Consider the following 23,291-nt stretch of genomic DNA (forward strand, 5'->3'; position numbering starts at 1 on the left):
ATGGCCTCCATAGATGTGAACGCGGGGCCGCAGCCCAACGACGCCGTTTCCGTATTCGAGCGTCATCGCAGCGAATTGCGCCGCCAGCGCCTCGGCATGAACATCCTGTTCATCGGCGCATTTCTGCTGGCGCTTGGCCTCTCGATCTGGGTGTCGCGCTTCTACCCGGATCGGCTGGCTGCCGGCCTGCCGCGCATCTTCGAGTATTTCGGCACGATCATGCCGAACCTGCAGTTCGACCTGCTGTTCGAAGGGAGGGGAGCCGACGGACGCGCCGTGCCCGGTTCGCTGACCTACTGGTACTCGGATTTCAACGTCTACATTCGCCTCATCGTCGAAACGATCTTCATGGCGCTCACCGCGACCATTCTCGGCGCAACGGCAGCCTTCCTCCTCTGCTTCCCGGCATCGCGAAACCTTGCTCCGAACAGCTTCATCTACATCGTGTCGCGCCGCTTCATGGAGATCTGTCGCGGCGTGCCGGAAATCCTCTACGCGCTGGTCTTCGTCTTCGCGATCGGCATCGGCCCGCTCGCAGGCGTGCTGGCAATCGCAATCCACTCCGCCGGCGCGCTCGGCAAGCTGTTCTCAGAGGTCAACGAGAACGCGTCGATGCGTCCGGTCGAGGGCATACGCGGCGTTGGCGGCAACTGGTTCGAGGAAATCCGCTACGGCGTCGTTCCGCAGGTCATGCCAAATTTCGTCTCCTACACATTGCTGCGCTTCGAAATCAATGTGCGAGCATCTTCCATCGTCGGCTTCGTCGGGGCCGGCGGCATCGGGGCGGAACTCAACCGGGTGATCAGCCTCTATTCCGACGATCGCGTCGTGGCCGTCCTGCTGCTGGTCGTCATCACCGTCACGCTGATCGACCTGCTTTCCGAACAGATGCGAACGCACTTCATCGGCCGGGAGAACCTGCAATGACCGCGATGACACTGCAGTCGATTTCGTCGAGCGACATTGCCAGTGTTCGCCACAGCCATCCGCAAGCGTTCGGCTCCACCTTCTCGACGATCACGCGGTGGGCGATCTGGCTCTCGGTCATCTTCTATGTGATCGGCTCGCTCTATTATTTCGAGGTCTACCGGCTTCTCGATGCCTCCGGGCGCGCCCTCAACCTCATCGCGGCGTTCTTCATCTGGGAAGACATGGGCGAGTGGCAGTATCGGCAGATCTATATCGGGATCGCACAGACCCTCGGCATGGCATTTCTCGGCACATTGCTCGGCACCGTCATGGCGCTCTTCATCGGGTTTTTCGCAGCGCGCACCACGATGCCTTTCGTCGTCGTGCGCCAAATCGTGCGGCGTATTCTCGATATTCTGCGCGGTGTGGATCAGCTTGTCTGGGGTCTGGTGTTTGTTCGGGCAGTCGGACTGGGTCCGCTCGCCGGCGTGCTCGCTATTGCCGTATCGGATACGGGCACCCTATCGAAGCTCTACTCGGAAGCGCTCGAAAACGTGGATCGCAAGCAGGTCGAAGGCATCCGCTCGACGGGCGCCGGTCCGTTGAAGATCGCGCGCTATGGCTATCTGCCCCAGGTGCTGCCGATCTTCATTTCGCAGTCGCTCTACTTCTTCGAATCCTCGACACGAAGTGCAACGATACTCGGCCTCGTCGGTGCCGGCGGCATCGGCATGATCATCATCGAGCGCTTCCGCGCGAACCTCTTCGATCAGGTCGCATTCGTCGTCTTGAACGTGCTCGTCTGCATCTTCGTCATCGACTGGTTGTCGAAGAAAATCCGTGCGCGGTTGATCGGCGAAACGTCTCACTAGGGGCGTGCTAAGCCGCTGCCCGGCGGTCCGTATCGTCGATGGTCACTTCGTCCGTGTGGGCAAAGCCTTTCGAGTAATCGAGCACCGAGATCACTTCCGGGCGAAGCTCGAAGACAGCCACGCCGCTGATGTCGAGGCCGCTCATCATCGAGGCGTATTCCGGATACTTTTTCGGAAGCTCGGAAACCAGGATGTCTCGGATCATCGCTTCATCAGTGACCGGGAAGGCGCGGGCCGCCATCGATAGACCGGTGATGGCCATCGGATCGGTCGTGTCGTGGTCGATGGTCAGCGACACGCGGTTGTCGCCCGCGAGATTCCGGGATTTCTGCGTATCTCTTCCCGTTATGAACCACAGGGTCAGTCCACGGCTGACATAGCCCACCGTGGTCGCCTGCGGCCAACCGTCCGCGCGGAGCGTGGCCAGCGTGAGGATGCGGTGCTTGTCGAGCAGGTCGAGAATGGTGCTGCGAAGTTTGCTATCCATTGGAAAAGCCTCCTGCATAGCGATCGCAGGAGAATATTGGCTGAGCAGTCGATCGCATTGATTTCGCGCAAATCGGCTCGTTTTCGTCGAGCGTGACGTCGTCGCTATTCCACCACGCCCAGGATCGGGCCGTAGCCGCCGTGCCAGGAAAAATCGTTGCGTCTTTTTTCGGGGAGAAAGAGACCAGCGCCGCGGCCACCGTCGAGAAAAAGTGCGTTGGGGCAGGCCAGTTGGTCGCGGAAGAACCGCGCGAATTCATGAAAATTCACGCGCCAGTCGCTGATCGCGAACCGGATGAGCCCGCCTTCGCAGACACCGACGCCGCTGCGTCGGGTTGTATCGGTCGAACCGGGGATCAGCGCGGGGTGGAGCGCGTTCTCGATGACGAGCATTGGTCCCGACTGGGTGGCCAATTGCGCATCGGGCTTCACAGCAAGAAAGTCTTCCGTCGGCAGGATGCCCGCTCCATCCTCTCCGGAAAAGAACACGCCGTTGGGCTTTTTGTAGAAATTCGGCACCTGTCGCGGCGGGCCTTCGATCGTGGTGGTATCGGCCGACCGCAGTTCCTCTCCATTCTCGATATAAAGGCCGAGCGGCGAAAAATCGGTCTGGTACATGCCGGCATTGATCGCGAAGATGAGGTTCTGCTCCTGCTCCCGGAGCGCGCCAGCGAGGCTGGAGAAGCGGCGGTAAGGCAGACCCTCTTCATTCCTCCAGAACAGACGCAGGTCGGACACGGCAGGGTCGATCGTACAGACGACATAGCCCGAGCCCTCGAAACGTTCGTCGCTGCACTGCAGAGCCTTGGCCTCCGGAAGCGCGAAGAGCACGGCGATTACCGCCAACACGGCCGTCAACGCAGCACCGGCCAAACCTCGTATTGCAGTCATGCACTGTCCTCGCTCGCTGTGATCGGTCGGTCGATAGCAGGAGAGTGCCGTTATTCTAAGACCACGCTTCACCCGTGCCTTGGAAATTTCGAGGTATCGGCGGCAATCGAGATCTAGCGAAGAAGCCCGTCGAGGTCGAAGTCGTCCCACCCTTTCAGGCCGGACGACTGTTTCTCCCCGCTGACAGTGCCTTCGGCGCGGCCGGACGAGCCGCCCAATTTCCCCGCCTTCTTTAAAGCTGCTTTCTGGGCTCCGCGCCGTCTGTTTTCGGCTGCGGTCGCTGAATCTTCCTCACGCCAGACCTCGGGAAGATCGCGGTCGAGCACATCCTCGATGTGGCGCGGATCGAAAACGTGAAAGGTGATCTTGCGCGCCCGGCCACGGAGCTTGACGGTTCGGGTTCCGGCACTTTCCAGCCGGCCGTCCTTCAACCAGCGATGGCGTTCGGCGGGCTCGATGGCGAGAATGTCCTCGACCTCGCGGGGTATCACCGGAAGACTTTCGATGCCGACAAGTTTGCTGGTGACGGCCTTTACGAGCCCGAAGTGATCGTCCTCATCGTCTTCTGGCACGCGAAGCACGATCGCGCCGGATTCGATGTCGACCTTCTTGCGTTCCTTGAAAGGGAGATGCGCACGGATTTCGAGGAGGATGCCCCTGGTGCGCACAGCCGAACCCAATGTCGCGGCCGGTGAAAGGGGCCATTCTTGGATCAGTCTCGTCGGTGGTTTGGGTTTTGGTGCTCGGGGCATGATGCTCAGATGGAGTCTGACGCATCGGCCTTCAATCTGATTCTTTCGGCCGTTTGCAGTCTGCGCCAATTCATGGCGACCGGTACGACGCCCATGATCCTCATGCGATTTCGTGGATCACAGGCGTCAACTGCCCATTCGTGATCTGCACCTTTGCCAAGGTGATGGGCAATCTGAACCTGCGCGGGCCCGTACTGCCGGGGTTCAGGTAAAGCACGCCATCCCCCATTTCGATGCTCGCCCGGTGAGAATGTCCCGAGATGAAGAGGTCGATGTCTGTTTTACCGGGAGAGAACGCCAGGTCCTTGCGATCGTGGATCACGAAGATCCTCAGATCGAAAAGCCTTGTCCGCAGCGTCTCGGGATAGGTCGCTGCCCAAGAGTCGACATCGATGTTTCCGCGGATCGCCGAAACCGGGGCGACCGTTTCCAGTCGCTTGATAATGTCGGGGTTTCCGATGTCGCCGGCGTGGATGATGTGATCGACGCCTTGCAGCAGGGCAATTGCCTCAGCGCGCAGGAGACCATGCGTATCCGAGATGACGCCGAGTGTGGGCATGGCAGAAGGGGTCCTTCACATCAGGATGAAATAGGCGGCTTTGTCTTGGCAGATCAGCAAAAGTAGGGCTCGCTCAAATCACGCATTCCTCGCCTTCGCCACAGGGATCTGTCACACCATGTGTCGGGGTACGGACGACACCGCCCCAGTTGGAGGACCGATGCCGAAGAACAAAGGCCAGAGCACTCTCGACAAGGAGCGTGCGAAGACGGAGAAGCTCCTTAAGAAGGTTGGGTATACAGCCTTGAAAGAAGCCGGCGTCAAATCGATGCGTCCCAGCCTGCCGAATTTGAAGACCGTGAAGCGCGAGCCGTAGTCTGGCCCATCAGCCCGTCTCGCACCGGTCCCCACAGGTCCTAAACATGCAGGCGCGCCACATCATGCTGTGGTAAGCAGGCGTCGCATGTCGGCGAGTGCATCTCCTGCGTCGTCCAAGATTTCGGCTGTGCCCGTGGAAAAGAGAACACCAATGCTTGAACCGACCGGCGTAGCCGCCCTTGGCGCTTTGGGCTGGTCGTCATTTTTCAGCGATCAGATGGGCGAAGACGACGTTCATCTCGTGCCCGTCCGCATCGCGAATATCCATCGCGCACGCATCAGCGGATACTCCGCAAATGGCCCCGTCGACCTTGTTCTGCCGGCGAGCGAAGCCGTTGGCGATTATGCGGTCGGCGACTTTGTCCTTGCAGAACCGGGCGATCATCTCGTTCGTCGGCGCCTTGAGCGCACCTCGCTGCTTTCGCGGCGCATGAGCGACGGCAGCACGCAGCTCTCCGGTGCCAATGTCGACACGCTGTTCATCGTCACTTCCTGCAATGACGATTTCAACGTTCCACGGCTCGAGCGGTATCTGGCCATGGCAGCACAATGTGAAATCCCTCCGGTTCTGGTGCTGACCAAAGCGGATACCCCACAAGGAGCCGATCCGTTCGTGACACTGGCGAGCGATCTGGCGCGAGACCTGCCGATCGTGGTGGTCGATCCGCGCCGCCCGGAGGTTGTTTCGAAACTGCAATCCTGGTTCGGTGTCGGCAAGACCGTGGCGCTCACGGGCTCTTCCGGGGTTGGCAAGTCGACGCTCGTGAATACGCTTTCAGGCTCCAGCGCCGATAGCGCCCAACTCACCGGCGCCGTTCGGGAAAGTGATTCCAAGGGACGACACACGACGACCGCGCGCTCGTTGCACGCGGTCAGCGTCGGTGGCTGGGTGTTGGATTCGCCCGGTATCCGATCGGTGCATCTCGGAGAAATGGCCGAGGGGCTCGATGCGGTGTTCGCCGAGATCAGCGAGTTGGAGAGCCAGTGCAAGTTCAGAAACTGCACGCACAGCCACGAGCCGGCCTGCGCCGTGCTCAAGGCCGTCGAAGATGGGCGGATCGATCCCCATCGCTTCGCCCGCTGGCGTAAGTTGCATGACGAAAACAGCGCTTTCGGTGCGCATAAGTCGTCACGCCGGTGAGCTTTCCGAACAGCCGCCGAGAGATCAGCTGATCGTCAAGCTGTCATCCGAAGTCGACTTCGATGCGTCGATCGCCGCGGACCCGGACCCGGCAGATGCGCGAGAATTCGTCGGCCATGATAAGCAGCTTGAAGCGATCGGGGACGTCGGCTGTGCTGATGAAATCGAGCCCGGCGCCGGTTTCGGAGAGGGTCCGCACCGTGCAATCCATCGTCGACCGTCCTCCATTGAACGCGATGCGTCCACCTTTCAGTACCCGACGACGTACATCGGCTGGAATTGGCTGTGCGGGACCTTCCCAGCGGATACAGCGGTTGCGTCCGTCCGACTTCGCGACATAGAGCGCCGCGTCCGCCCGTTCGAGCAGAGTGTCTATGTCCAGCGTGGTCCGATCGAGACCGGCCACGCCGACACTGATCGTCGCGCCGACCGGTCCATCGACATGCTCTATTCGAAGACGGGCAACCGCAGAGCGGAGTTTTTCCGCGACGTCAAGCGCTGCCGCGGCGCTCGATTGATGGAGGATGATGGCGAATTCCTCGCCGCCAAGTCTTCCGATGATGTCTGAGTGACGGGCGTTCGCCTTAAGCGTCGATATGACCTCAACCAGAAGCCGATCGCCAAACCGATGCCCGTAGGTATCGTTGACGCGCTTGAAGTGATCGAGATCGATCATCATCACGCTGAGATCGGTGCCGTGACGCCGGGCGAGGCCGATGGCGCGCGCTGCCTCTTCGCGGAATGCGCGCCGGGAGAGGGCACCCGTTAGCGCATCGGTCATGGCCAGCGTTCGCAGCTCCAGTTCGCTGACGACGAATTGGGCGAGATCGGCGAGAATGCCCTGGTCGCGCTTCGAAAAAGTACGGGGCACCGTGTCCGCCGCGCAGAGCGTGCCGATGACGTGACCATGCGGTGTGCGCAGCGGCATCCCGGCGTAGAAGCGCAGCTTCAATCCCTCGATTACCGCCGGATGATTGTGAACGGTGGGATGAACCAGTGCATCTTCGACGATGAGCGGCTCGCCATTGACGACGGCGATTTGGCAAAGCGATTGCGACAGGTCGGTTTCCGCCACATCGACGCCCTGGCGGGATTTGTACCATTGTCGATGCCCGTCGATCAGCGTCACGGTCGAGATCGACACATCGAAGATCTGACGGGTAAGCCGGGTGATCCGATCGAAGGCTTCCTCCGGTGGCGTGTCGAGCACGTCATAGCGCTCCAGGGCAGCGAGACGATCATTCTCGTCGTCCATCTCGCGCAGGGCATCGCGCTCGCTCACGCTCTCAATCTCCTTCAACGATTAGCGGAAACGTGCTGCCTGAAAGTATAGAATGTCTTAACGCACGGCAGGCGATTTAACGGGTCGTTTCGACAGATGATGTGGTGCCGGGACCGTGCTTCGCATGAACCCCGCCGAAACGATAATGGCGTCGATCGTTATCTCCGGCGGGATGTCGATTGCTGGCCTGCTTCACTTTGGTATCCACCACTTCGGCGCCTTGCAACAGGGGGTGGATATTGCCATATCCCGTGCAGCGGACCGGGCCCCTCTGGCGACCTTCTCGAAGCGTCGCGATGTCGGACCGTTTGGATACTGGCCCGCTTTGCGACTTCTCAGCGGGCAACTGGAGCAACGGTTGCCATGATGAATCTCGGACGTTTTCGCTTTTTCGCCCTGCTGTCGGCGGCATTCATCGCTATGACGCTTGTCTCTGTCGATTTTGCCGAGGCGCGTCGTGGCGGCAGTTTCGGCAGCCGCGGCTTCCGCACGCAACAGTCCGCCCCACCCACGCGAACCGCACCGAACCAGACCGGTCCGGTCGAGCGCAGCATGACGCCGGCGCCAAGCACCGCGCCGCGCCAGCAGCAGACGGCAGCTCAGCAGCAGCAGCGGCCGGGCATGTTCGGTGGCCTGGGCGGCGGGTTGATGCGCGGCATCTTGATCGGTGGTCTGTTCGGCATGTTGCTCGGTTATGGCTTCGGCGGCTTGGCCGGTGCGCTCGGCTTCCTGGTGCAGTTGCTCCTCATCGGCGGGCTCGTGTGGCTGGCGATGGCGTTCTTCCGCTCGCGCCGGCAGCCGGCCGTCGCCGGTGGCGCCCGCACGCAAGCCTCGGCCGGTGGACCGGGCTTTGGACATTCCTCGATGCGTGATGCGGCGCCCCAGTCGTCGCCGAAGGCATCAGCTGCGGGTTTCACGGTCCCGCGGATTGGCGGAGGCGCAGCTGCTGCTGCCCCTCAAATGACCGACATCGCCGTCGATCAGGAAGATCTCGACATGTTCGAACGCCGTCTCGGCGAGGTGCAGCGCGCGTTTGCAGACGAGGATCACGCTGCTCTGCGCCGGCTTTCCACGCCCGAGATGGTCTCTTATTTCTCGGAGGAACTGGCCGACAACGCAAAGCGCGGGGTGCGCAACGAGGTGACCGGCGTGAAGCTTCTGCAAGCAGATATTGCCGAAGCGTGGAACGAGGGCGAGGACGACTATGCCACCGCCGCGTTCCGCTACGAGGCGACGGATGTCCTGCGCGACCGCACCACCGGCGCTTTGGCGGGCGGTGTCGACGAACCGACCGAAACGGTCGAGTTGTGGACCTTCGTGCGCAGGAACGGTGGCGAATGGAAGCTTTCGGCGATCCAGGAAGCTGCCGTCTAGAGCTGCAACCCCCCCGCCGATCGCGTTGCGACGTCATGTAAAACCGAGCTTGCGGTGCGGCAGCTCTTGCGCCGCAGGCGGCAGGATGGTTTGAGGCGGCTCCCCTCTTAAACTGACCTGGACACCGCGCATGATCCGCCTTGAAAGCATCGGCAAGCAGAACGGCAAGCAGATCGTCTTCATCGAGGCGTCGGCAGCACTTCAGCGCGGCGACAAGATCGGCCTTGTCGGCCCGAATGGGGCTGGCAAGACAACGCTTTTTCGCATGATCACCGGCGAGGAACTGCCTGACGAGGGGCAGGTCTCGGTCGATAAGGGTGTGACGGTCGGCTATTTCAGCCAGGATGTCGGCGACATGGCCGGGCGCAGCGCAGTGGTCGAGGTGATCGACGGTGTCGGCCCAGTCAGCGCGCTGGCAGCCGAGATGGCAGAACTCGAAGCCGCGATGGCGGACCCGGACCGTGCCGATGAGATGGACGACATCATCACGCGTTATGGCGAGGTACAGGGCCGCTACGACGAGCTCGACGGCTACGCGCTCGATGGGCGCGCGCGCGAGGTCCTGGACGGGCTTGGCTTCAGCCAGGACATGATGGATGGCGATGTCGGCAAGCTTTCGGGCGGCTGGAAGATGCGGGTGGCGCTCGCCAAGATCCTGCTGATGCGGCCCGACCTGATGCTGCTCGACGAGCCATCGAACCATCTCGACATCGAAAGTCTCATCTGGCTCGAAACCTTCCTGAAGGGGTATGACGGCGCCATTCTAATGACGTCGCACGATCGCGAGTTCATGAATCGCATCGTCGGCAAGATCATCGAAATCGATGCGGGCGCGCTTACCACCTATTCCGGCGATTACGAATTCTATCGCCAGCAGCGCGCAATTGCTGAAGTGCAGCAGCAGGCGCAGTTCGAGCGCCAGCAGGCGATGCTGGCGAAGGAAGTCGCCTTCATCGAGCGATTCAAGGCGCGCGCAAGCCATGCCGCGCAGGTCCAAAGCCGGGTGAAGAAGCTAGACAAGATCGAACGCGTGGAGCCGCCGAAGCGCCAGCAGACCGTGCGCTTTGAATTCCAGCCCGCACCGCGCTCCGGCGAGGATGTCGCGACCGTCAAGGGTGTTCACAAGAGCTATGGTGACCGCACGATCTATGATGCGCTCGACTTTCAGGTGCGCCGGCGCGAGCGCTGGTGCGTGATGGGCGTCAACGGCGCCGGCAAGTCGACGCTGCTCAAGCTGATCGCAGGCGCTTCGGAGCCAGATGCGGGCTCCGTCACGCGTGGACCGAGCGTGAAGATGGGCTATTTCGCGCAGCACTCCATGGAGCTGCTGGAAGGCGAGAGCACGGTGCTGAAGTCGCTGGAAGATAGATTTCCGCTGGCGGGGCAGGCGCCTTTGCGGGCCCTTGCCGGCTGCTTTGGCTTTACCGGCGACGACGTGGAGAAGAAGTGTCGCGTGCTTTCCGGCGGCGAGAAGGCCCGCCTCGTCATGGCCAAGATGCTGTTCGACCCGCCGAATTTTCTCGTTCTCGATGAGCCGACGAACCATCTGGACATTGCCACCAAACAGATGCTCGTCGAGGCGCTGTCGCGGTTCGAAGGCGCGATGCTGTTCGTCAGCCACGACCGTCATTTCCTGGCCGCGCTCTCCAATCGTGTGCTGGAGCTGACGCCGGAGGGCCCGCATCTCTATGGCGGCGGCTACACCGAATATGTGGAGCGGACGGGCCAGGAGGCCCCTGGCCTGCGGAGCTGAGCCAGTCGCTCTGGCACTTTCGGCATCAAGCCCTATCTGCTTCGTGCAGGTCACGGACGACCGGCAGACCGCTCAAGGGTCACAGGCATAGGTCGACGGCCATGGAGCTTCGGGCAATCGGACTTACAGACGCTTCATGACCGGTAACCTTGCTGCGCCTGCCACAGTCTCTGCCGAAGCGGATGACGCACTGCTTGAGATGGTGCAGCGGCAGACCTTTCGCTATTTCTGGGAAGGGGCGCATCGTCCGAGCGGGCTTGCGCGGGACCGGCAGAAGACGACCGGCGATCCGAACAACGATCTCGTCGCGATCGGCGGCTCCGGCTTCGGTTTCATGGCAATTGTCGTGGCGGTCACGCGCGATTGGGTTTCGCGGGATGCGGCACTGAACAGATTGGGCACGATGCTGTCCTGTCTGGAGCAGGCGACGCGCTTCCGGGGTATGTTCGCGCACTTCATCAACGGGCGTACAGCGCAAACCATACCGTTCAGCCGAATGGACGACGGAGCCGACGTCGTCGAGAGCGCATTGCTCTTCCAGGGTCTTCTTTGCGTCCGGCAATTCTTCGACCGTGCCTCTGCCGTGGAGCGGGCGCTTCGCGAACGCATCGATCGGCTGTGGCAAGAAGCGGAGTGGGACTTCTATCGGCGCGACGGGGGCAACCACCTCTATTGGCACTGGAGCCCGAACCACGGCTTTGCCATGAACCAGAAGATTACGGGCTGGAACGAAGGGCTGATTGCCTATGTGCTGGCTGCAGGCTCGCCGAGCCACCCGATCGATGCAGATGTGTATCATCAGGGTTTTGCGTCAGGGCCGGCGTTTCGAAACGGGCGCAGCTACTATGGCATCGAACTTCCGCTTGGCATAGACTTTGGTGGCCCGCTGTTTCTCGCGCATTATTCGTTCTGCGGCCTCGATCCGCGCGGGTTAAGCGATCGATATGCCGATTATTTCGAGCAGAATGTCCGCCATACCCAGATCAATTACCGGCACTGCGTTGCCAATCCTCATGGCCACAAAGGCTATGGACCCGATTGCTGGGGGCTGACGTCGAGCCACAGCCCTTCAGGCTATGTCGCGCACGCACCCGACAACGACATCGGTGTGATCACACCGAGTGCTGCGCTTTCCAGTTTCAGCTATACGCCGGAGGAGGCGATGCGGGCGCTTCGGTCTTTCTCGGCCAAGCCCACCAGCCGCATCTGGGGCCGGTTCGGGTTCGTCGATGCGTTCAGCGAGAGCCGCAACTGGTTCGCCAGAACCTATCTCGCGGTCAATCAGGGGCCGATCGTGATCATGCTGGAGAATTTTCGGAGCGGCCTGCTCTGGGATCTGTTCATGGCCGCTCCCGAAGTGCAAGCCGGACTTTCGAAGCTCGGCTTCACCAGCCCGCACCTGACGAAGAACCGTGGCTTGATCAATTCCTGATATATCATTCGGACCGACCGCTGGTGCGGTCGGTCCGAATGGTCAGTGTGCAGGCCGCACGAGACAATTACCGAGCGCGGGCGACCTTCTGGTCGTGAGCCACGGCGTTCTTGTCTCCTTCGCCCTTGGCAAATGACGACGTGGCGGGAACGCCTTGATAGCCGGAGATCGATTCAGCACTCGCCATGCCCGGAGCGTCCGACGTGCCGCCGACGAGTTCACGGGTGGCTTTCTCGATCCGGTCACCGATCTCCTTGTCGACATTGCGCCAGTAGTCGAAAGCCCGTTGCAGGATCGGCTCGCTGACGCCATTGGAAAGGTGGCCGGCAACATTATCGACGAAGCGCGCGCGTTGCGCATCGTCCATCACCTCGCGGACAAGCGCGCCGGGCTGGCTCCAATCATCGTCTCCCTCGCGCAAGGTGTAGGCGGCACGGACCATCTCGCCGTCTGCCATCCATGTCGCTTCTCCCCCCACTTCCGGCTGAGCAGCCGGTCCACCGTAGGAGTTGGGCGCGTAGACCGGATCGACGGCATTGACCGTTCGGCCACGACCGGCGCGGGAATAGGAATGCACCTCGGCCGCCTTTGCCTGATTGACCGGTATTTGCTTGTAGTTCACGCCGAGGCGGGCGCGGTGGGCGTCGGCGTAAGAAAAGCCGCGTGCCAAAAGCATCTTGTCGGGGCTGAGGCCGATGCCGGGCACCATGTTGTTCGGCTCGAACGCCAACTGCTCGATCTGCGTGTCCCAATCGACCGGGTTGGTATCCAGCGTCAGCTTGCCGACTTCGATTAGCGGATAGTCCTTGTGCGGCCACGTCTTGGTGAGGTCGAACGGATTGATGCGATAGGTCTTGGCGTCTTCGAACGGCATCACCTGGAATTTCAGCGTCCAGCTCGGGAATTCGCCTTTGGCGATATGATCGAAGAGGTCGCGGCGATGATAATCACCGTCCTGTCCGGCCATCTTGTCCGCTGCGTCCTGGGTGAGGTGCGCATTGCCGTCACCGAGATCGGTGTGGAAGTGCCATTTGACCCAGAACTTCTCGCCCGCCTCGTTGATCAGCATGTAGGTGTGGCTGCCATAGCCGTTCATTTCGCGCCAGTTCTTCGGCACGCCGCGATCGCCCATGAGATAGGTGACCTGGTGGGCGCTTTCCGGGCTGAGCGTCCAGAAATCCCACTGCATGTCATGGTCGCGCAGGCCGTTGTCGGCGCGACGCTTCTGGCTGCGGATGAAGTGTTGGAACTTCATCGGGTCGCGGATGAAGAAGATCGGCGTGTTGTTGCCGACCATGTCGAAATTGCCGTCCTCCGTGTAAAATTTCACCGAGAAACCGCGCGGATCGCGCCAGGTGTCGGGGCTGCCGCGCTCACCGGCGACGGTCGAGAAGCGGATGGCAGTCTCGACCTTTGCACCGGGCTGAAGGAACTTGGCCTTGGTGTACTGGCTGATGTCTGCCGTCACTTCGAAATGGCCGAACGCACCGCTGCCCTTGGCGTGGGGCTGGCGCTCGGGAATGCGCTCCCGGTTGAAGTTCGCCATCTGCTCGATCAGGTAGTGATCGTTGAGCACGATCGGGCCGTCTCGTCCTATGGAAAGCGAATGTTCGTCGCTTTGTACCGGGATCCCGGCATCGGTCGTCGTGCGGGGGGCGAATGTTTTCTCGGCCAATATCGTGCCCTCGGAGCGTGTTGTGGGGATAATATCGCTCAACGGCAGAGCGAGCAGCCGGTTCCGTCGATAGTTGAAGAAGATGATCCTGCAGGATCGCAGCTCACTGTGCTGCGGCCCGGGACCCGCTGTTCCCAGAGACGTCGGGCCCAATCAACACCATTCCGGCAGACGTTTCCTTGACCCATGTCAATGGCGTCGCCCGTCCGGGGGCTTAGTATTCGCCTTTCACGGAGGACTTCGCCATGGAACGATACGGATGGCAGGATTGGGTGATCACGCTTCTCGGCGGATGGCTTGTTGTGTCGCCCTTCGCTTTGCGCACCCTCGGATATGAAAGCGGGCCGGCGCTTGCCGCGGATTGGAACGCCTATATCGTCGGCGTTCTCGCCCTCGGTCTCGGCATCGCCGCGTTGCTGGCACGAAGGATCTGGGAAGAATGGGCCGATGTAGCACTTGGTGTGTGGTTGATCGTGTCACCCTGGGTGCTGGGCTTTGCGTCCGATCGCCCGATGACGACGAATGTCATCGTGGTCGGCGGGCTCATGATTCTGGTGGCTGCATCGACCATCGCGACCGATCGGACGTCTCATGCGTGAGACCACGGGAAAGCCCGACGGACTCGATGTCGACGCCATGCGGCGCATACTGACGGCGCGCCGGGATGAACTGGATCGGCGCCTGGGCAGGATTGGCGCCGATCTGGCGCAACCTGGCGACCTGGATCTGGAGGATCAGGCTATCCAGCGCGAAAACGACGAGGTGCTGGAGGAACTGGGCGAGGCCGGCCTTGATGAACTGCGCCAGATCGAGGCCGCCTTGAAACGGGTCGAAGAAGGTACCTACGGGATTTGCACCCGCTGTGGGAAGCCGATCGACGCGCGGCGGCTGCAAACTCTTCCCTCAACGCCTTTTTGCGGAACTTGCGCCACGAAACGCTGAACGGCGGGATCTTGATGATCACTGAGATGACCACCGAGGATTGCATGGCGCTTCTCTATGAAGTTTCGACGGGCAGTCTTGCCTGTGCGCTTGGCGATCAGCCCTACGTGATTCCGATCCTTTTTGCAGCCGAGCCGGGGCACCTCTATGGATTTACGACCCTGGGGCGCAAGGTCGAGTGGATGCGACAGAACCCGCGCGTCTGTGTTCTCGTCGACAGGATCGAGCATCGGGAATCTTGGGAAAGCGTCATCGTCATTGGCCGCTATGAAGAGATTTCTCCAAATAACGGCCACGAAGGGCAGCGCCATCATGCCTGGTCCCTGCTGCAGGCCAATGCTGGCTGGTGGGAACCCGGTTACCAGCACACGCGGATCGGCGATGTCGACCGCCCGCTTCTGCCCGTGTTCTTCCGCATCGCCATCGTCGAGATGACGGGGAGGCGGTGCGCAGCCGAGAAACGGGCGCAGCTGCCGCCACAGCCAGGCTTCGTCGAGCGGATGATCGGCCGATTTACGTCACGAACTTGACCCTGATCAAGGCAGGGCCCGGACATTGTTCTAGAAAGGGACACGAGAGGCTGGAAGGTGGCTCATCCCAAGGAGGACCACATGCTCGACAAGACACTCAGACAAAACATCATCGATGCGCTGGATTTCGACCCTGGACTCGATGCCGCCGATATCGGCGTTGCGGTGGAAAACGGCGTCGTCACGTTGACCGGCCATGTGCCGACTTTCGACGAGAAACTGACGGCGGAAGATCTGGTCAAACGCATCAAGGGCGTGCGCGGCATTGCGCAGGAGATCGAAGTCCGCCCGGCCGGCACGCATCGCACCGCCGATGACGAGATCGCAAAGCGTGCGCTGAACGTGATCCGATGGAACACGACTATTCCCGACGAGCAGATTCAGGTGAAGGTGCAGAAGGGCTGGGTCACGCTGACCGGAAAGGTGGAATGGCAGTACCAGAAGAACGCTGCAGCCGGTGCAGTCCGCGGGCTCTCAGGCGTGACCGGCGTTTCCAACATGATCGAGATCCGGCCGCGGGCGGAGGCGACCGACATCAAGAAGCGCATTGAGGATGCCTTCAAGCGCGATGCCGAATTGGAGGCCCAATCGATCAGGGTCGACGTTCACGACGGAAGAGTGACGCTGGAGGGCCATGTGAAAGTGTGGGCCGACCGGCAGGCCGCTGAACGCGCCGCATGGTCGGCGCCGGGCGTGACGGCTGTTGAGGACCGCATCACCCTGGCCTGACGCGGTTCGGGTAACCGTCGTGGAAACGCGGTCGTCGCAAGGCGACCGCGTTTTGCTGACCAGCGATCCGCCGGCGCGACCGTCCGAGTGCAAAGGAGAGAAGGGGCAAATACTTCGTTTTGACCCCCATCGATGCCGACCATCGGTATCTCAACGAAGCGAGTTGACGCAGATGAATGCCTTGCTGGCTCGCACTAATGATGCGTCATGCTGGAGAGGGGTGCCGCCACACCGGGATGCTGGAGATAGCCCTCCTGGAAGCCCGCGAGATCGATCAGCCCCTCAAGATCGATGACTGACAGCATCTGTCGGTCCCAGCGCACCAGCTTGGCGGCACGCAATGTCTGCAATGTTCGGTTGGTATGGACGACCGACAGGCCGATCATGTCGGCAAGGTAGGTCTGCGTGGCCGGAAAGCGCAGGTGAGAACCAGTCGTGAGGCCAGCTGCCCGCGCCCGCAAGAAAAGCTCACAGATCATGTGCGCGAGGTGCTGCTCAGCATTGCGCCTGCCAAGCGAGGCAATCCAGGCCCGCGCAATGGCGCCGTTTCTTTCCGACAACTGACAGAGGCTGTTGGCAAGTGGTGCACTCCGCGATGCCGCCCGGCTCATCGTGTCGTTACGGAACCTGGTGGTCGAGCAGGCGCCCATGGCTACCACACCATCATTGGACGGCTGCTGCGCGCACAGGCGCAGATCGATGAAATCCCCGCACATGTAAATCGCAGTGATCTGCCGTGTTCCCTCGGGCGTCAGCTGGTAGCGTGCAGCAAAGCCATCTTGCACCAAGTGGCTGTAGGCGGCCTCATCTCCCGTGTGCAGCAGATGCTCATGGCTGCGATAATGGGCGGATTGACCGGCCGTTTCGTCAAAAAGCGCCATGAAGGCGGCGCCCTCGCGATCAGCAAGTCGCTCCTCATGCAAATTGTCATAGGTCAAGATGCTGTCCTCTCAGTCCGCAAACAGCATGCGCCTGTGACCAAAAGGTTTCAAATCACGAACTATTATCGTCTCATCTGCTGATAATTTTGACGAAGCCGTGTTCGCTGGACCGATGACGCATTTGGCATCGGCCCAGGCGAGGCGCGCGCTCTTCATTGGAACCGAGACGCGTCTGCGCTGTTGCCCTTGCGCAAACACGAGGAGACAGCACCATGGATCACAGCAAACACGCCAGGCTCTCGGATATCGAGATCACCGAGCGCAATCTCAAAGGCTCCACCGTTTATGGCGCCAACGACGAAAAGGTCGGCAGCGTCGCTCACATGCATGGCGTGGGAAAAACCGCCCGCGTCGTGATCGACGTCGGCGGCTTTCTGGGCTTTGGCGCGAAGTCAGTCGCGGTGGCTGCCAGCGAGCTCGATATCATGCGGGACGAGGGTGGCACGGTCCACGCCGTCACGGCCTGGACGAAAGACCAGCTGAAAGACATGCCTGAACACACCGACACATGATGGATCAGGCCCGGTTCGCGCCGGGCCTTTTGCCATTACGTCTGCGCGAGCCATCCCGGATCGTTTGTATTTGGAACAAACCGGGGTCGGCCCGTCTTAGCCCTCCAATCAACAGGAGGCGATGACATGAACTATCTATGGCTTTTTGTCGTTGCGGGCGGCGCAATCATACTTGGGCTCGTTCTTGCTTTCGCCGGGAGGAAAACACGCGATCGCACGCCTGCCGAAGCCGCTAGGGGCAAGGCCAAGACGCGCGAGATGTATCAAGAACGCGACGATGAGACCAATCCGCTCGAGGCGGTTATCGACAACCGGGTCACGAAGCCATCGGAGCACTAGACCATAGTGCCATCGCAATCCGGGACGTCGACCGCACAGCCACCGCAACCCGGAACATCAGATGAGCGCCCTCGTTGGAAGGTCCGGCGGAAAACCGGCCGCGCGGTTATAAACCTGCCATCGACGATCCGAGCCAAGCATAGACGGTCAATTCCGGAGCATCCCGCGGCGTCACTTCGCGCCACTGCGGGTGCTGGTTGCGCTGGTACGGCGACGGCCAGGACATCGGCTGCATAGCTACAGCAGGCATGGTATTTGCTTGGTACGCCGCATCGCTTGTTCGGAGAAGCAGCATGATCGACCTTGTTTTGCTTGCATGCCTCATTTCGCAGCCGGATCAATGCCGTGAACACATCATTTCCTCAGAAGGGTCCAAGGCTGCCTGTGTGCAAACGTCTATCATGACGCTTGCACGCTGGGCTGGCGATCATCCCGGCTGGCATATCGAGAAGTTCCGCTGCGAAGAGTTTAGCCGAGATGCCTAATCGGCGCGCATCAGGGTCTGCCTGTTGCTTCGATGGCGGCTGACCGGCTCATCGCAAATCAAGCGGCTGCGCTGTTGCGTCCTTTAATAGATGGACCTTCGACCTTAGACGGGCCCTTGAAGATGCGGAAAGTGCCACGGCCAGCGGATTTTGCTGCGTAAAGCGCCGTGTCGGCATTGGAGAAGAGATCGGCTGGGTCGGTCTCTCTTGCTAGGGCAATGCCGACCGAAGCGCCGAGCGCGTGATTGTTTCCTGCAAGCTCAAACGGGTTGGCCATGGCAACGGTGATCGCGCGGGCGCACTCCGCGATGTCCTCCAGATTGGCACCCGCACCCATCAACACCGCAAATTCATCGCCGCCTATCCGCGCAACGAGATCGGCCGACGCACATGTCGCCAGAAGCCGTGCAGCCGCTTCGCGCAGGCAGGTGTCCCCCACCATGTGACCGTACCCGTCATTGACCTGCTTGAAGCCATCGAGATCGATGAGGAGCAATGCGGAAATCGCGTCGGCTGCTCCCTGGTTGACCAGCCTCTCCTGAAATTGCGACCGGTTCGGCAACCCGGTCATTTCGTCGAACGCTGCGAGGTGACGCAGGCGGTCAACAGCGCGTTTTTCAGCTGTGATGTCCTGCTTCATGCCGAAAATGCGAACCGCGACGCCGTTCTCGCACTCGACCTGCGCGGTGATGCGCATGAACTTCTGGACGCCTTTCGCAGTGACGATCTCGGCGTCGAACGAAAAGCCGGTGCGGTCTGCGATTGCTTGGCTGCGTCGTCGCTCCAGCTCTACCCGCGACTGCGGTGTGTAAAGCGCAAGCGTGGTTTCTCGCGTAGGCATCGAGCCTCGCGGCAGATCGAAAATGTCGTAGACTACATCCGTCCAGCGCAGCGAATTGTCTGCGAGTTCACACTCCCAGACGCCGATCTGTGCTGCCTCGGACGAGCGCGCAAAGATTTTGCGAGAGTGGGCGAGTTCCCGTTCCTGCAAGGCGACGACTGCAAGCAGTTCGTCGACGCGCCGGCGCAACACAGCCACATCGTCAAATTGACTCGCCAGAAACTCGTGCACCAGTGCGCATCCTCAACGTTGCGCCGGAAGTCTAGAGCGGGAGAATTAAGGATTGCTCACCTGCCGTCGCAGCGCGAGCAGGCTTTCTTCAGTCGCGCGGATTGGATCCTCCGGCTCAGAGACCCAACGCGACACCGTCGCTGCGGGGATCATGTGCGCCTTCGATGATACCGTTCTCGACGCGGATGAGACCGGCCTGTCCCGAAATCGGACTGTGCGGTTCCAGCAGGCTGATCTCGTGGCCGCGCCGCGCAAGTTCGCTGAGCACCTCTTCACCGACGCTCTCTTCGATCTTCAGGCTGTCGCGGCTGTCCGAAAAGGTTCGGCCAAGCAGGAAACGCGGCGCCGCCAGTGCAGCGGCTGGATCGAAGCCATGGTCGATCACCCGCGACAGAAGCGTGGCAAGCGTTTGCGGCTGACCGTCGGCGCCCTGCGTTCCATAGAGGAGGTGCGGCCTACCATCCTTCAAAGCCATGCCTGGGTTGAGCGTATAGAAGGGACGGGCGCCCGGACGAAGGCGGTTGGGCGAGGCCGGATCGCGTGAGAATGCCGCTCCCCGGTTCTGCCACAAAATGCCCGTGTCGCCGGCCACGACACCGCTGCCCCAATCAAAATAGATGCTCTGCAAGACACTGGCGCTACGGCCATGCGCGTCAACAGCGGCAAAGAATACCGTATCCCCGGTCTTGAACCTGTGAGGCCAGGGCAGGGCGGCTTGCCGATCGATCCGCGCGGCTTTGTCGGCCAGGCGTTCAGGAGCGAGCCATGCGCCGACGTCCAGAGGGCTGAAGTCCGGATCTGCGATGTCGGTCCGTGACAGGAACGCCTGTTTGATGGCCTCGACAACGAGGTGATAATAATCGGCGCTGTCGGCCGCAGCTTCGGCGATGCCAATGCGGTCGAGCAGAGCCATGATCTCGAGTGTCGACACGCCCTGCGTCGGAGGCGGCGGAGCCAGCAAATCCAGTCCGCGATAGCCAAGGCGCAGCGGCGGCTCGACGCGCGTGCGCGTGGCAGCGAGATCGGCGGCGCTCAACGGCGAACCGGCCACCTGCAAACCTTCGGCGATCTTGGCGGCGAGTTCACCTGCGTAGAAGCTGCGGTATCCGTCGCGCGCGATCATGCGCAGGCTCGCTGCCAACTGCGGCAGGCGGACCAAGTCGCTTTCGGTCTTCAGGTGCGATGTGTCGTAAAGTGCCGAGAAGCCGGGCCAGGTGCCCATCTCGCTGCGGCGGAAATCGAGCCAGAAGGCCTGCGATGCGCTGAGGGGAAATCCCTCCTCGGCCAGGGCGATTGCCGGCTCCAGAAGTGATGCGAAACTTGGTCCGCCGCCCCAGCGCGTTCGCGCGTAGTCATGGGCTGCGCCCCAGCTGTCGACGACACAGGCACTCGTGATCGCCGACATGGGACCGCGCAGCGGTATTGGAGCAGGGATGTTGCTGATGTTCGCGGTGGCCTGGCCGATGCCGGACAGCGTGTCGGCTTTGCCGGTCTCATCACTGACGATCCAGATGGCATCGCCGCCAAGTCCGCAGAAATGCGGGTAGACGACGGCGAGCGTCGCGCCGATCGCGATTGCCGCATCGATCGCACTGCCGCCTGCGGCCAGCACATCCCGTCCGGCCTCGCTCGCCAGATGATGGGGGCTCGTGACCATTGCGGTCCTGGATGTGGCGAGCCGGCCTTTGGTGTCGTGCATGGTCAATGTCCTTCAGCAGCAGCCGGCATGATCGCGGAACCAGCCTTCGAGCGCCTTCTCGATCTGCGGCCAGGCGGCATCGAGTTCGGCGAAGCGGCCGGCCTGCTGGCGATACCGTGCGCGCAGTTCGTCTTCGGCTGCGGGGAGATCGACGCCCAGGACCCTGCCGTTCTTGACGATGCTGCGGCCGGCCACGACGACCTCCTCGATATGGGCTGCGGTTGCCCGAGCGAAGAGGAGGTCGATCGGGTCGACTTCCATGATGCGATCGCGGTCGAGGGCCTCGTGGTCGATGACGATGAAGTCGGCGGGCTCGCCGGTTGCGAGCGCGCCTGTCCCCGGCGCGCCGGTGGAACGGCGCCCATGGGCAACGCTTTCGAGAAGAAACTCTGTCCGGTTCCAGCTTTCGTCGAAGCCGAGACCGCCGTGCAGGGCGTTTGCGATGCGGGTTTCGCGGACCATGTCGTCGTCTTCGTCGAAGGCCAGGCCGTCCATGCCGATCGCGATCCGGCAGCCTCGTCGCCGCGCTTCGGCAATGGGGCCGATGCCAGAGCGCAGATGCATGTTCGACGAGGAGTTCGTGACGATGGATGCGCCTGCTTCGGCGATCATATCCAATTCGTCTGGCCTCGTATGAATGCAGTGGGCCAGCGTGAGGCGTGGCGACAGAAGGCCGATGTCCTTCAGATAGGTCACGATGCCCTGGGGAAAGGTCCGGTCTGCCCAGTGCCGCTGATAGGGTGTTTCAAGCAGGTGCATGTGGACGCGCCGACCCGTTTGCGCCGAACGCTCAGCGACACGGACGAGAAGTTCATGCGAGCACCATTGAACGGCAGCCGGGCCATACTGCACATCGATTATGGGTCCGGCGATCGCTTCGGCGATCTCATCAGTCATGTCGATCAAAGCGTCGACGGTGAGCGGAGGCCGGCAGTAGGTCTCTTTCACGATCTTCGCCGCTTCGGGCGATAGTCCTGCAAGCAGGCTCGCTTCATCGCCATAGACGATCGGGTTCTGATCGCGGATCGCAGGCGCATAGGCGATCCGCACGCCGATATCGCGGGCGGCGCGGGCAACCTCCCGCGCCTCGTCGACCGGCGAGAGCTTGCCGCTCGGACGGGTGTAGTGAACCATGATCGAGCCACATCCGGAGCGCGCCGCGCGTGCGAGCGGTGCCAGAGCCGCAAGATAGGCGTCTGGCGGTGTCGCGAGCATCGAGCGAGGCAGCCATGTTTCAAGCGGCATGAAGGCGGCGCCGAAGGACGACAGCGCAAGCGGCCGCGCGTGATCATGCGCATTGGCAAAAGCGGGGATGATCAGCCGGCGCGGCGCATCCGGTTGGAGAGGCGCTGTTGAAGCCTGCGTGATGAGCTCGTTTTCCCACGACAGGGCGAGCGGGACCGAAAGATCGGCTCCACGTCCCGTCAGCGCGTGGCGTGCTTGGATTGTGGGCATCGGACTGCGCCCGCCTCTGCTTGAATTGACTGCGGCGCCGACAAAGCCAGCGCCGCCTGATTGTGGAGATCGACGTTCGCCGGCCTCAGTCGGCTTCGTAGACCAGTTCGCGCTCTTCGCGAGGCGGCAGGAACTCGCGTGAGAAGACCTGGTCGACGGCCGGCGTCGCGGTGAGCCCGTAACCTTCGACCACGATGTCGATGGCCCGTGCGAGACGCTCGTCGTCGACATCGCCGAGACCGATTTCGGCCGCTTCTTCCGAGGCCATCAGCCGCTCATAGGCGAAGTTCAGGCGCTGGCGCTCGATCTCGGCGTTGACGAGGTTGTCGTAATTGACGACGGCTTCCATCGCCGTGTCCTGATCGATGCCGATCTCGATCGAAGCCTTGTTCACCGCACGGACGAGGCCTGCCACTGCATCTGGATTTTCGTCGAGCAGTCGCTGCGACACCATCAGGCCGTTGGAATAGAGATCCATGCCGTAGTCGCCGAACTGCCACCAATCATAGTCGGCTTCCGGATCCTGGCGGTTTGCGAGCAGATTGAAGTAGCTGGTGATGTTGAAGACCAGTGCACCGTCGATCTCGTCGCGGATGAGCATCGGCTCCTGGAGGTTCGGCGCCATGTTCGAAATCTCGATGGCTTCCATGTCGAGTTCGTTGGTGCGTGCGAAGACGGGCAGGAGGCGCGTGGTCGGCGTGCCTTGCGCGCCGCCGAGCGTGCGTCCCTGGAAATCCTCGATCGAGGTGATGCCGCTTTCCTTCTTCGTCACGATGGCGAAGGGCGGCTGGTTCCACATCATGTAGACCATGACCGGCGCTTCGTCCGGCCGTTCGGAAGCGTTCTGGATGATGGCGTTGATGTCGCCGAAGCCCGCATCATAGGCGCCGCCCATGATACGCGTGACGGTCGCGCCTGAGCCTTCGCCCTGATCGATGATGACGTTGAGGCCTTCCTCTTCGAAATAGCCCTTATCCTTCGCAACGAAAAACGCAGCGTCGGAGCCCTGGGTCTTCCAGCCGAGCGTGAAGCGGATATTGGTCAAGTCTTGTGCCAGCGCGGACGAGGCAAGCAGCGCGGTCACCAGCGTTGTGGTCAGAAAGGTCTTCATGGCAGTTCCCCTGTGTTGTGGTGTTCGGCTTA

The 23,291-nt window shown here is 61.5% G+C and carries 26 protein-coding genes; 15 read left to right on the forward strand and 11 right to left on the reverse strand.

From position 1 onward, the window contains the following. Together phnE (PU133_RS06990) and phnE (PU133_RS06995) are read left to right on the forward strand one after the other, a co-directional pair. Positions 1-927, forward strand: coding sequence for a phosphonate ABC transporter, permease protein PhnE (gene phnE / locus PU133_RS06990; RefSeq protein WP_404864055.1), 927 nt, complete (start codon positions 1-3; stop codon positions 925-927). Further along, positions 924-1,781 (forward strand): phosphonate ABC transporter, permease protein PhnE, encoded by an 858-nt coding sequence (gene phnE, locus PU133_RS06995; RefSeq protein ID WP_404864056.1) that lies wholly within the window; start codon positions 924-926, stop codon positions 1,779-1,781. Before phnE (PU133_RS06990) ends, phnE (PU133_RS06995) begins: the two co-directional genes overlap by 4 nt. 7 nt (positions 1,782-1,788) lie before the next feature. Here phnE (PU133_RS06995) and PU133_RS07000 read toward each other — a convergent pair whose 3' ends face one another. The 4 genes from PU133_RS07000 to PU133_RS07015 all read right to left on the reverse strand — a co-directional run bounded on the left by PU133_RS07000 (position 1,789) and on the right by PU133_RS07015 (position 4,469). Then, complete coding sequence (locus tag PU133_RS07000; protein ID WP_404864057.1) at positions 1,789-2,268, reverse strand: pyridoxamine 5'-phosphate oxidase family protein; 480 nt, start codon at positions 2,266-2,268, stop codon at positions 1,789-1,791. Between the two features lie 104 nt (positions 2,269-2,372). Beyond that, positions 2,373-3,149 (reverse strand): phosphodiester glycosidase family protein, encoded by a 777-nt coding sequence (locus PU133_RS07005; RefSeq protein WP_404864465.1) that lies wholly within the window; start codon positions 3,147-3,149, stop codon positions 2,373-2,375. Between the two features lie 122 nt (positions 3,150-3,271). Continuing rightward, a complete protein-coding gene (locus PU133_RS07010) occupies positions 3,272-3,910 on the reverse strand; it encodes a hypothetical protein (RefSeq protein WP_404864058.1) in 639 nt (212 codons plus the stop codon). A 100-nt stretch (positions 3,911-4,010) separates the two neighbouring features. Then, entirely contained in the window at positions 4,011-4,469 is a 459-nt protein-coding gene (locus tag PU133_RS07015) for a metallophosphoesterase family protein (RefSeq protein WP_404864059.1), read from the reverse strand. Between the two features lie 160 nt (positions 4,470-4,629). Here PU133_RS07015 and PU133_RS07020 point away from each other — a divergent pair, with 160 nt between their 5' ends. Continuing rightward, positions 4,630-4,785: a hypothetical protein gene (locus PU133_RS07020; protein ID WP_164527819.1), complete on the forward strand. Its 156-nt coding sequence runs from the start codon at positions 4,630-4,632 to the stop codon at positions 4,783-4,785. A gap of 153 nt (positions 4,786-4,938) precedes the next feature. Beyond that, positions 4,939-5,928 carry a ribosome small subunit-dependent GTPase A gene (rsgA, locus tag PU133_RS07025; RefSeq protein WP_404864060.1) on the forward strand — a complete coding sequence of 330 codons (990 nt, stop codon included), beginning with the start codon at positions 4,939-4,941 and terminating at the stop codon, positions 5,926-5,928. Positions 5,929-5,971: 43 nt separating this feature from the next. On the opposite strand, the gene PU133_RS07030 is transcribed toward rsgA, so the two are convergent. Then, on the reverse strand, positions 5,972-7,210 hold the full coding sequence (locus tag PU133_RS07030) for a diguanylate cyclase (protein ID WP_404864061.1): 1,239 nt from the start codon (positions 7,208-7,210) through the stop codon (positions 5,972-5,974). Between the two features lie 124 nt (positions 7,211-7,334). On the opposite strand from PU133_RS07030, the gene PU133_RS07035 reads away from it, so the two are divergent. From PU133_RS07035 to PU133_RS07050, 4 genes are all read left to right on the forward strand, one after another. After that, positions 7,335-7,577 (forward strand): hypothetical protein, encoded by a 243-nt coding sequence (locus tag PU133_RS07035; protein ID WP_404864062.1) that lies wholly within the window; start codon positions 7,335-7,337, stop codon positions 7,575-7,577. Next, the gene (locus PU133_RS07040; protein WP_404864063.1) at positions 7,574-8,584 is read left to right on the forward strand and encodes a Tim44 domain-containing protein; all 1,011 of its coding nucleotides are present in this window, start codon (positions 7,574-7,576) and stop codon (positions 8,582-8,584) included. The genes PU133_RS07035 and PU133_RS07040 overlap by 4 nt, the downstream gene beginning before the upstream one ends. Positions 8,585-8,714: 130 nt before the next feature. Continuing rightward, positions 8,715-10,337 carry an ABC-F family ATP-binding cassette domain-containing protein gene (locus tag PU133_RS07045; protein WP_404864064.1) on the forward strand — a complete coding sequence of 541 codons (1,623 nt, stop codon included), beginning with the start codon at positions 8,715-8,717 and terminating at the stop codon, positions 10,335-10,337. 136 nt (positions 10,338-10,473) lie between these two features. Further along, positions 10,474-11,769 carry a glucoamylase family protein gene (locus PU133_RS07050; RefSeq protein ID WP_404864065.1) on the forward strand — a complete coding sequence of 432 codons (1,296 nt, stop codon included), beginning with the start codon at positions 10,474-10,476 and terminating at the stop codon, positions 11,767-11,769. Between the two features lie 67 nt (positions 11,770-11,836). Here PU133_RS07050 and PU133_RS07055 read toward each other — a convergent pair whose 3' ends face one another. Beyond that, positions 11,837-13,444 carry a catalase gene (locus PU133_RS07055; protein ID WP_404864066.1) on the reverse strand — a complete coding sequence of 536 codons (1,608 nt, stop codon included), beginning with the start codon at positions 13,442-13,444 and terminating at the stop codon, positions 11,837-11,839. Positions 13,445-13,689: 245 nt separating this feature from the next. Between PU133_RS07055 and PU133_RS07060 the strand changes: the two genes are divergently transcribed. The 4 genes from PU133_RS07060 (at position 13,690) to PU133_RS07075 (ending at position 15,645) form a co-directional block, all read left to right on the forward strand. After that, entirely contained in the window at positions 13,690-14,043 is a 354-nt protein-coding gene (locus tag PU133_RS07060) for an SPW repeat protein (protein ID WP_404864067.1), read from the forward strand. Next, positions 14,036-14,386, forward strand: coding sequence for a TraR/DksA family transcriptional regulator (locus PU133_RS07065; protein ID WP_404864068.1), 351 nt, complete (start codon positions 14,036-14,038; stop codon positions 14,384-14,386). The genes PU133_RS07060 and PU133_RS07065 overlap by 8 nt, the downstream gene beginning before the upstream one ends. Positions 14,387-14,400: 14 nt before the next feature. Next, positions 14,401-14,916, forward strand: coding sequence for a pyridoxamine 5'-phosphate oxidase family protein (locus PU133_RS07070; protein WP_404864069.1), 516 nt, complete (start codon positions 14,401-14,403; stop codon positions 14,914-14,916). Between the two features lie 81 nt (positions 14,917-14,997). After that, a complete protein-coding gene (locus PU133_RS07075; protein ID WP_126009030.1) occupies positions 14,998-15,645 on the forward strand; it encodes a BON domain-containing protein in 648 nt (215 codons plus the stop codon). 194 nt (positions 15,646-15,839) lie between these two features. Here PU133_RS07075 and PU133_RS07080 read toward each other — a convergent pair whose 3' ends face one another. Further along, entirely contained in the window at positions 15,840-16,583 is a 744-nt protein-coding gene (locus tag PU133_RS07080) for a Crp/Fnr family transcriptional regulator (RefSeq protein ID WP_404864070.1), read from the reverse strand. A gap of 215 nt (positions 16,584-16,798) precedes the next feature. On the opposite strand from PU133_RS07080, the gene PU133_RS07085 reads away from it, so the two are divergent. The 3 genes from PU133_RS07085 to PU133_RS07095 all read left to right on the forward strand — a co-directional run bounded on the left by PU133_RS07085 (position 16,799) and on the right by PU133_RS07095 (position 17,922). After that, complete coding sequence (locus PU133_RS07085; protein ID WP_404864071.1) at positions 16,799-17,098, forward strand: PRC-barrel domain-containing protein; 300 nt, start codon at positions 16,799-16,801, stop codon at positions 17,096-17,098. A gap of 126 nt (positions 17,099-17,224) precedes the next feature. After that, positions 17,225-17,437 (forward strand): hypothetical protein, encoded by a 213-nt coding sequence (locus tag PU133_RS07090; RefSeq protein ID WP_404864072.1) that lies wholly within the window; start codon positions 17,225-17,227, stop codon positions 17,435-17,437. A 293-nt stretch (positions 17,438-17,730) separates the two neighbouring features. Beyond that, the gene (locus PU133_RS07095) at positions 17,731-17,922 is read left to right on the forward strand and encodes a hypothetical protein (protein ID WP_126009038.1); all 192 of its coding nucleotides are present in this window, start codon (positions 17,731-17,733) and stop codon (positions 17,920-17,922) included. Positions 17,923-17,980: 58 nt separating this feature from the next. On the opposite strand, the gene PU133_RS07100 is transcribed toward PU133_RS07095, so the two are convergent. The 4 genes from PU133_RS07100 to PU133_RS07115 form a co-directional block, all read right to left on the reverse strand. Then, positions 17,981-18,994, reverse strand: coding sequence for a diguanylate cyclase domain-containing protein (locus tag PU133_RS07100; protein WP_404864073.1), 1,014 nt, complete (start codon positions 18,992-18,994; stop codon positions 17,981-17,983). A 115-nt stretch (positions 18,995-19,109) separates the two neighbouring features. Further along, complete coding sequence (locus tag PU133_RS07105) at positions 19,110-20,651, reverse strand: gamma-glutamyltransferase family protein (protein ID WP_404864466.1); 1,542 nt, start codon at positions 20,649-20,651, stop codon at positions 19,110-19,112. A gap of 54 nt (positions 20,652-20,705) precedes the next feature. Next, positions 20,706-22,148: an amidohydrolase family protein gene (locus PU133_RS07110; RefSeq protein ID WP_404864074.1), complete on the reverse strand. Its 1,443-nt coding sequence runs from the start codon at positions 22,146-22,148 to the stop codon at positions 20,706-20,708. 85 nt (positions 22,149-22,233) lie between these two features. Next, positions 22,234-23,259, reverse strand: a complete 1,026-nt coding sequence (locus PU133_RS07115; RefSeq protein WP_404864075.1) for an ABC transporter substrate-binding protein — start codon at positions 23,257-23,259, stop codon at positions 22,234-22,236. Positions 23,260-23,291 lie beyond the last annotated feature (32 nt).

It is taken from the genome of Georhizobium sp. MAB10 (genome assembly GCF_045012825.1).
GTDB classification, from domain to species: domain Bacteria; phylum Pseudomonadota; class Alphaproteobacteria; order Rhizobiales; family Rhizobiaceae; genus Georhizobium; species Georhizobium profundi.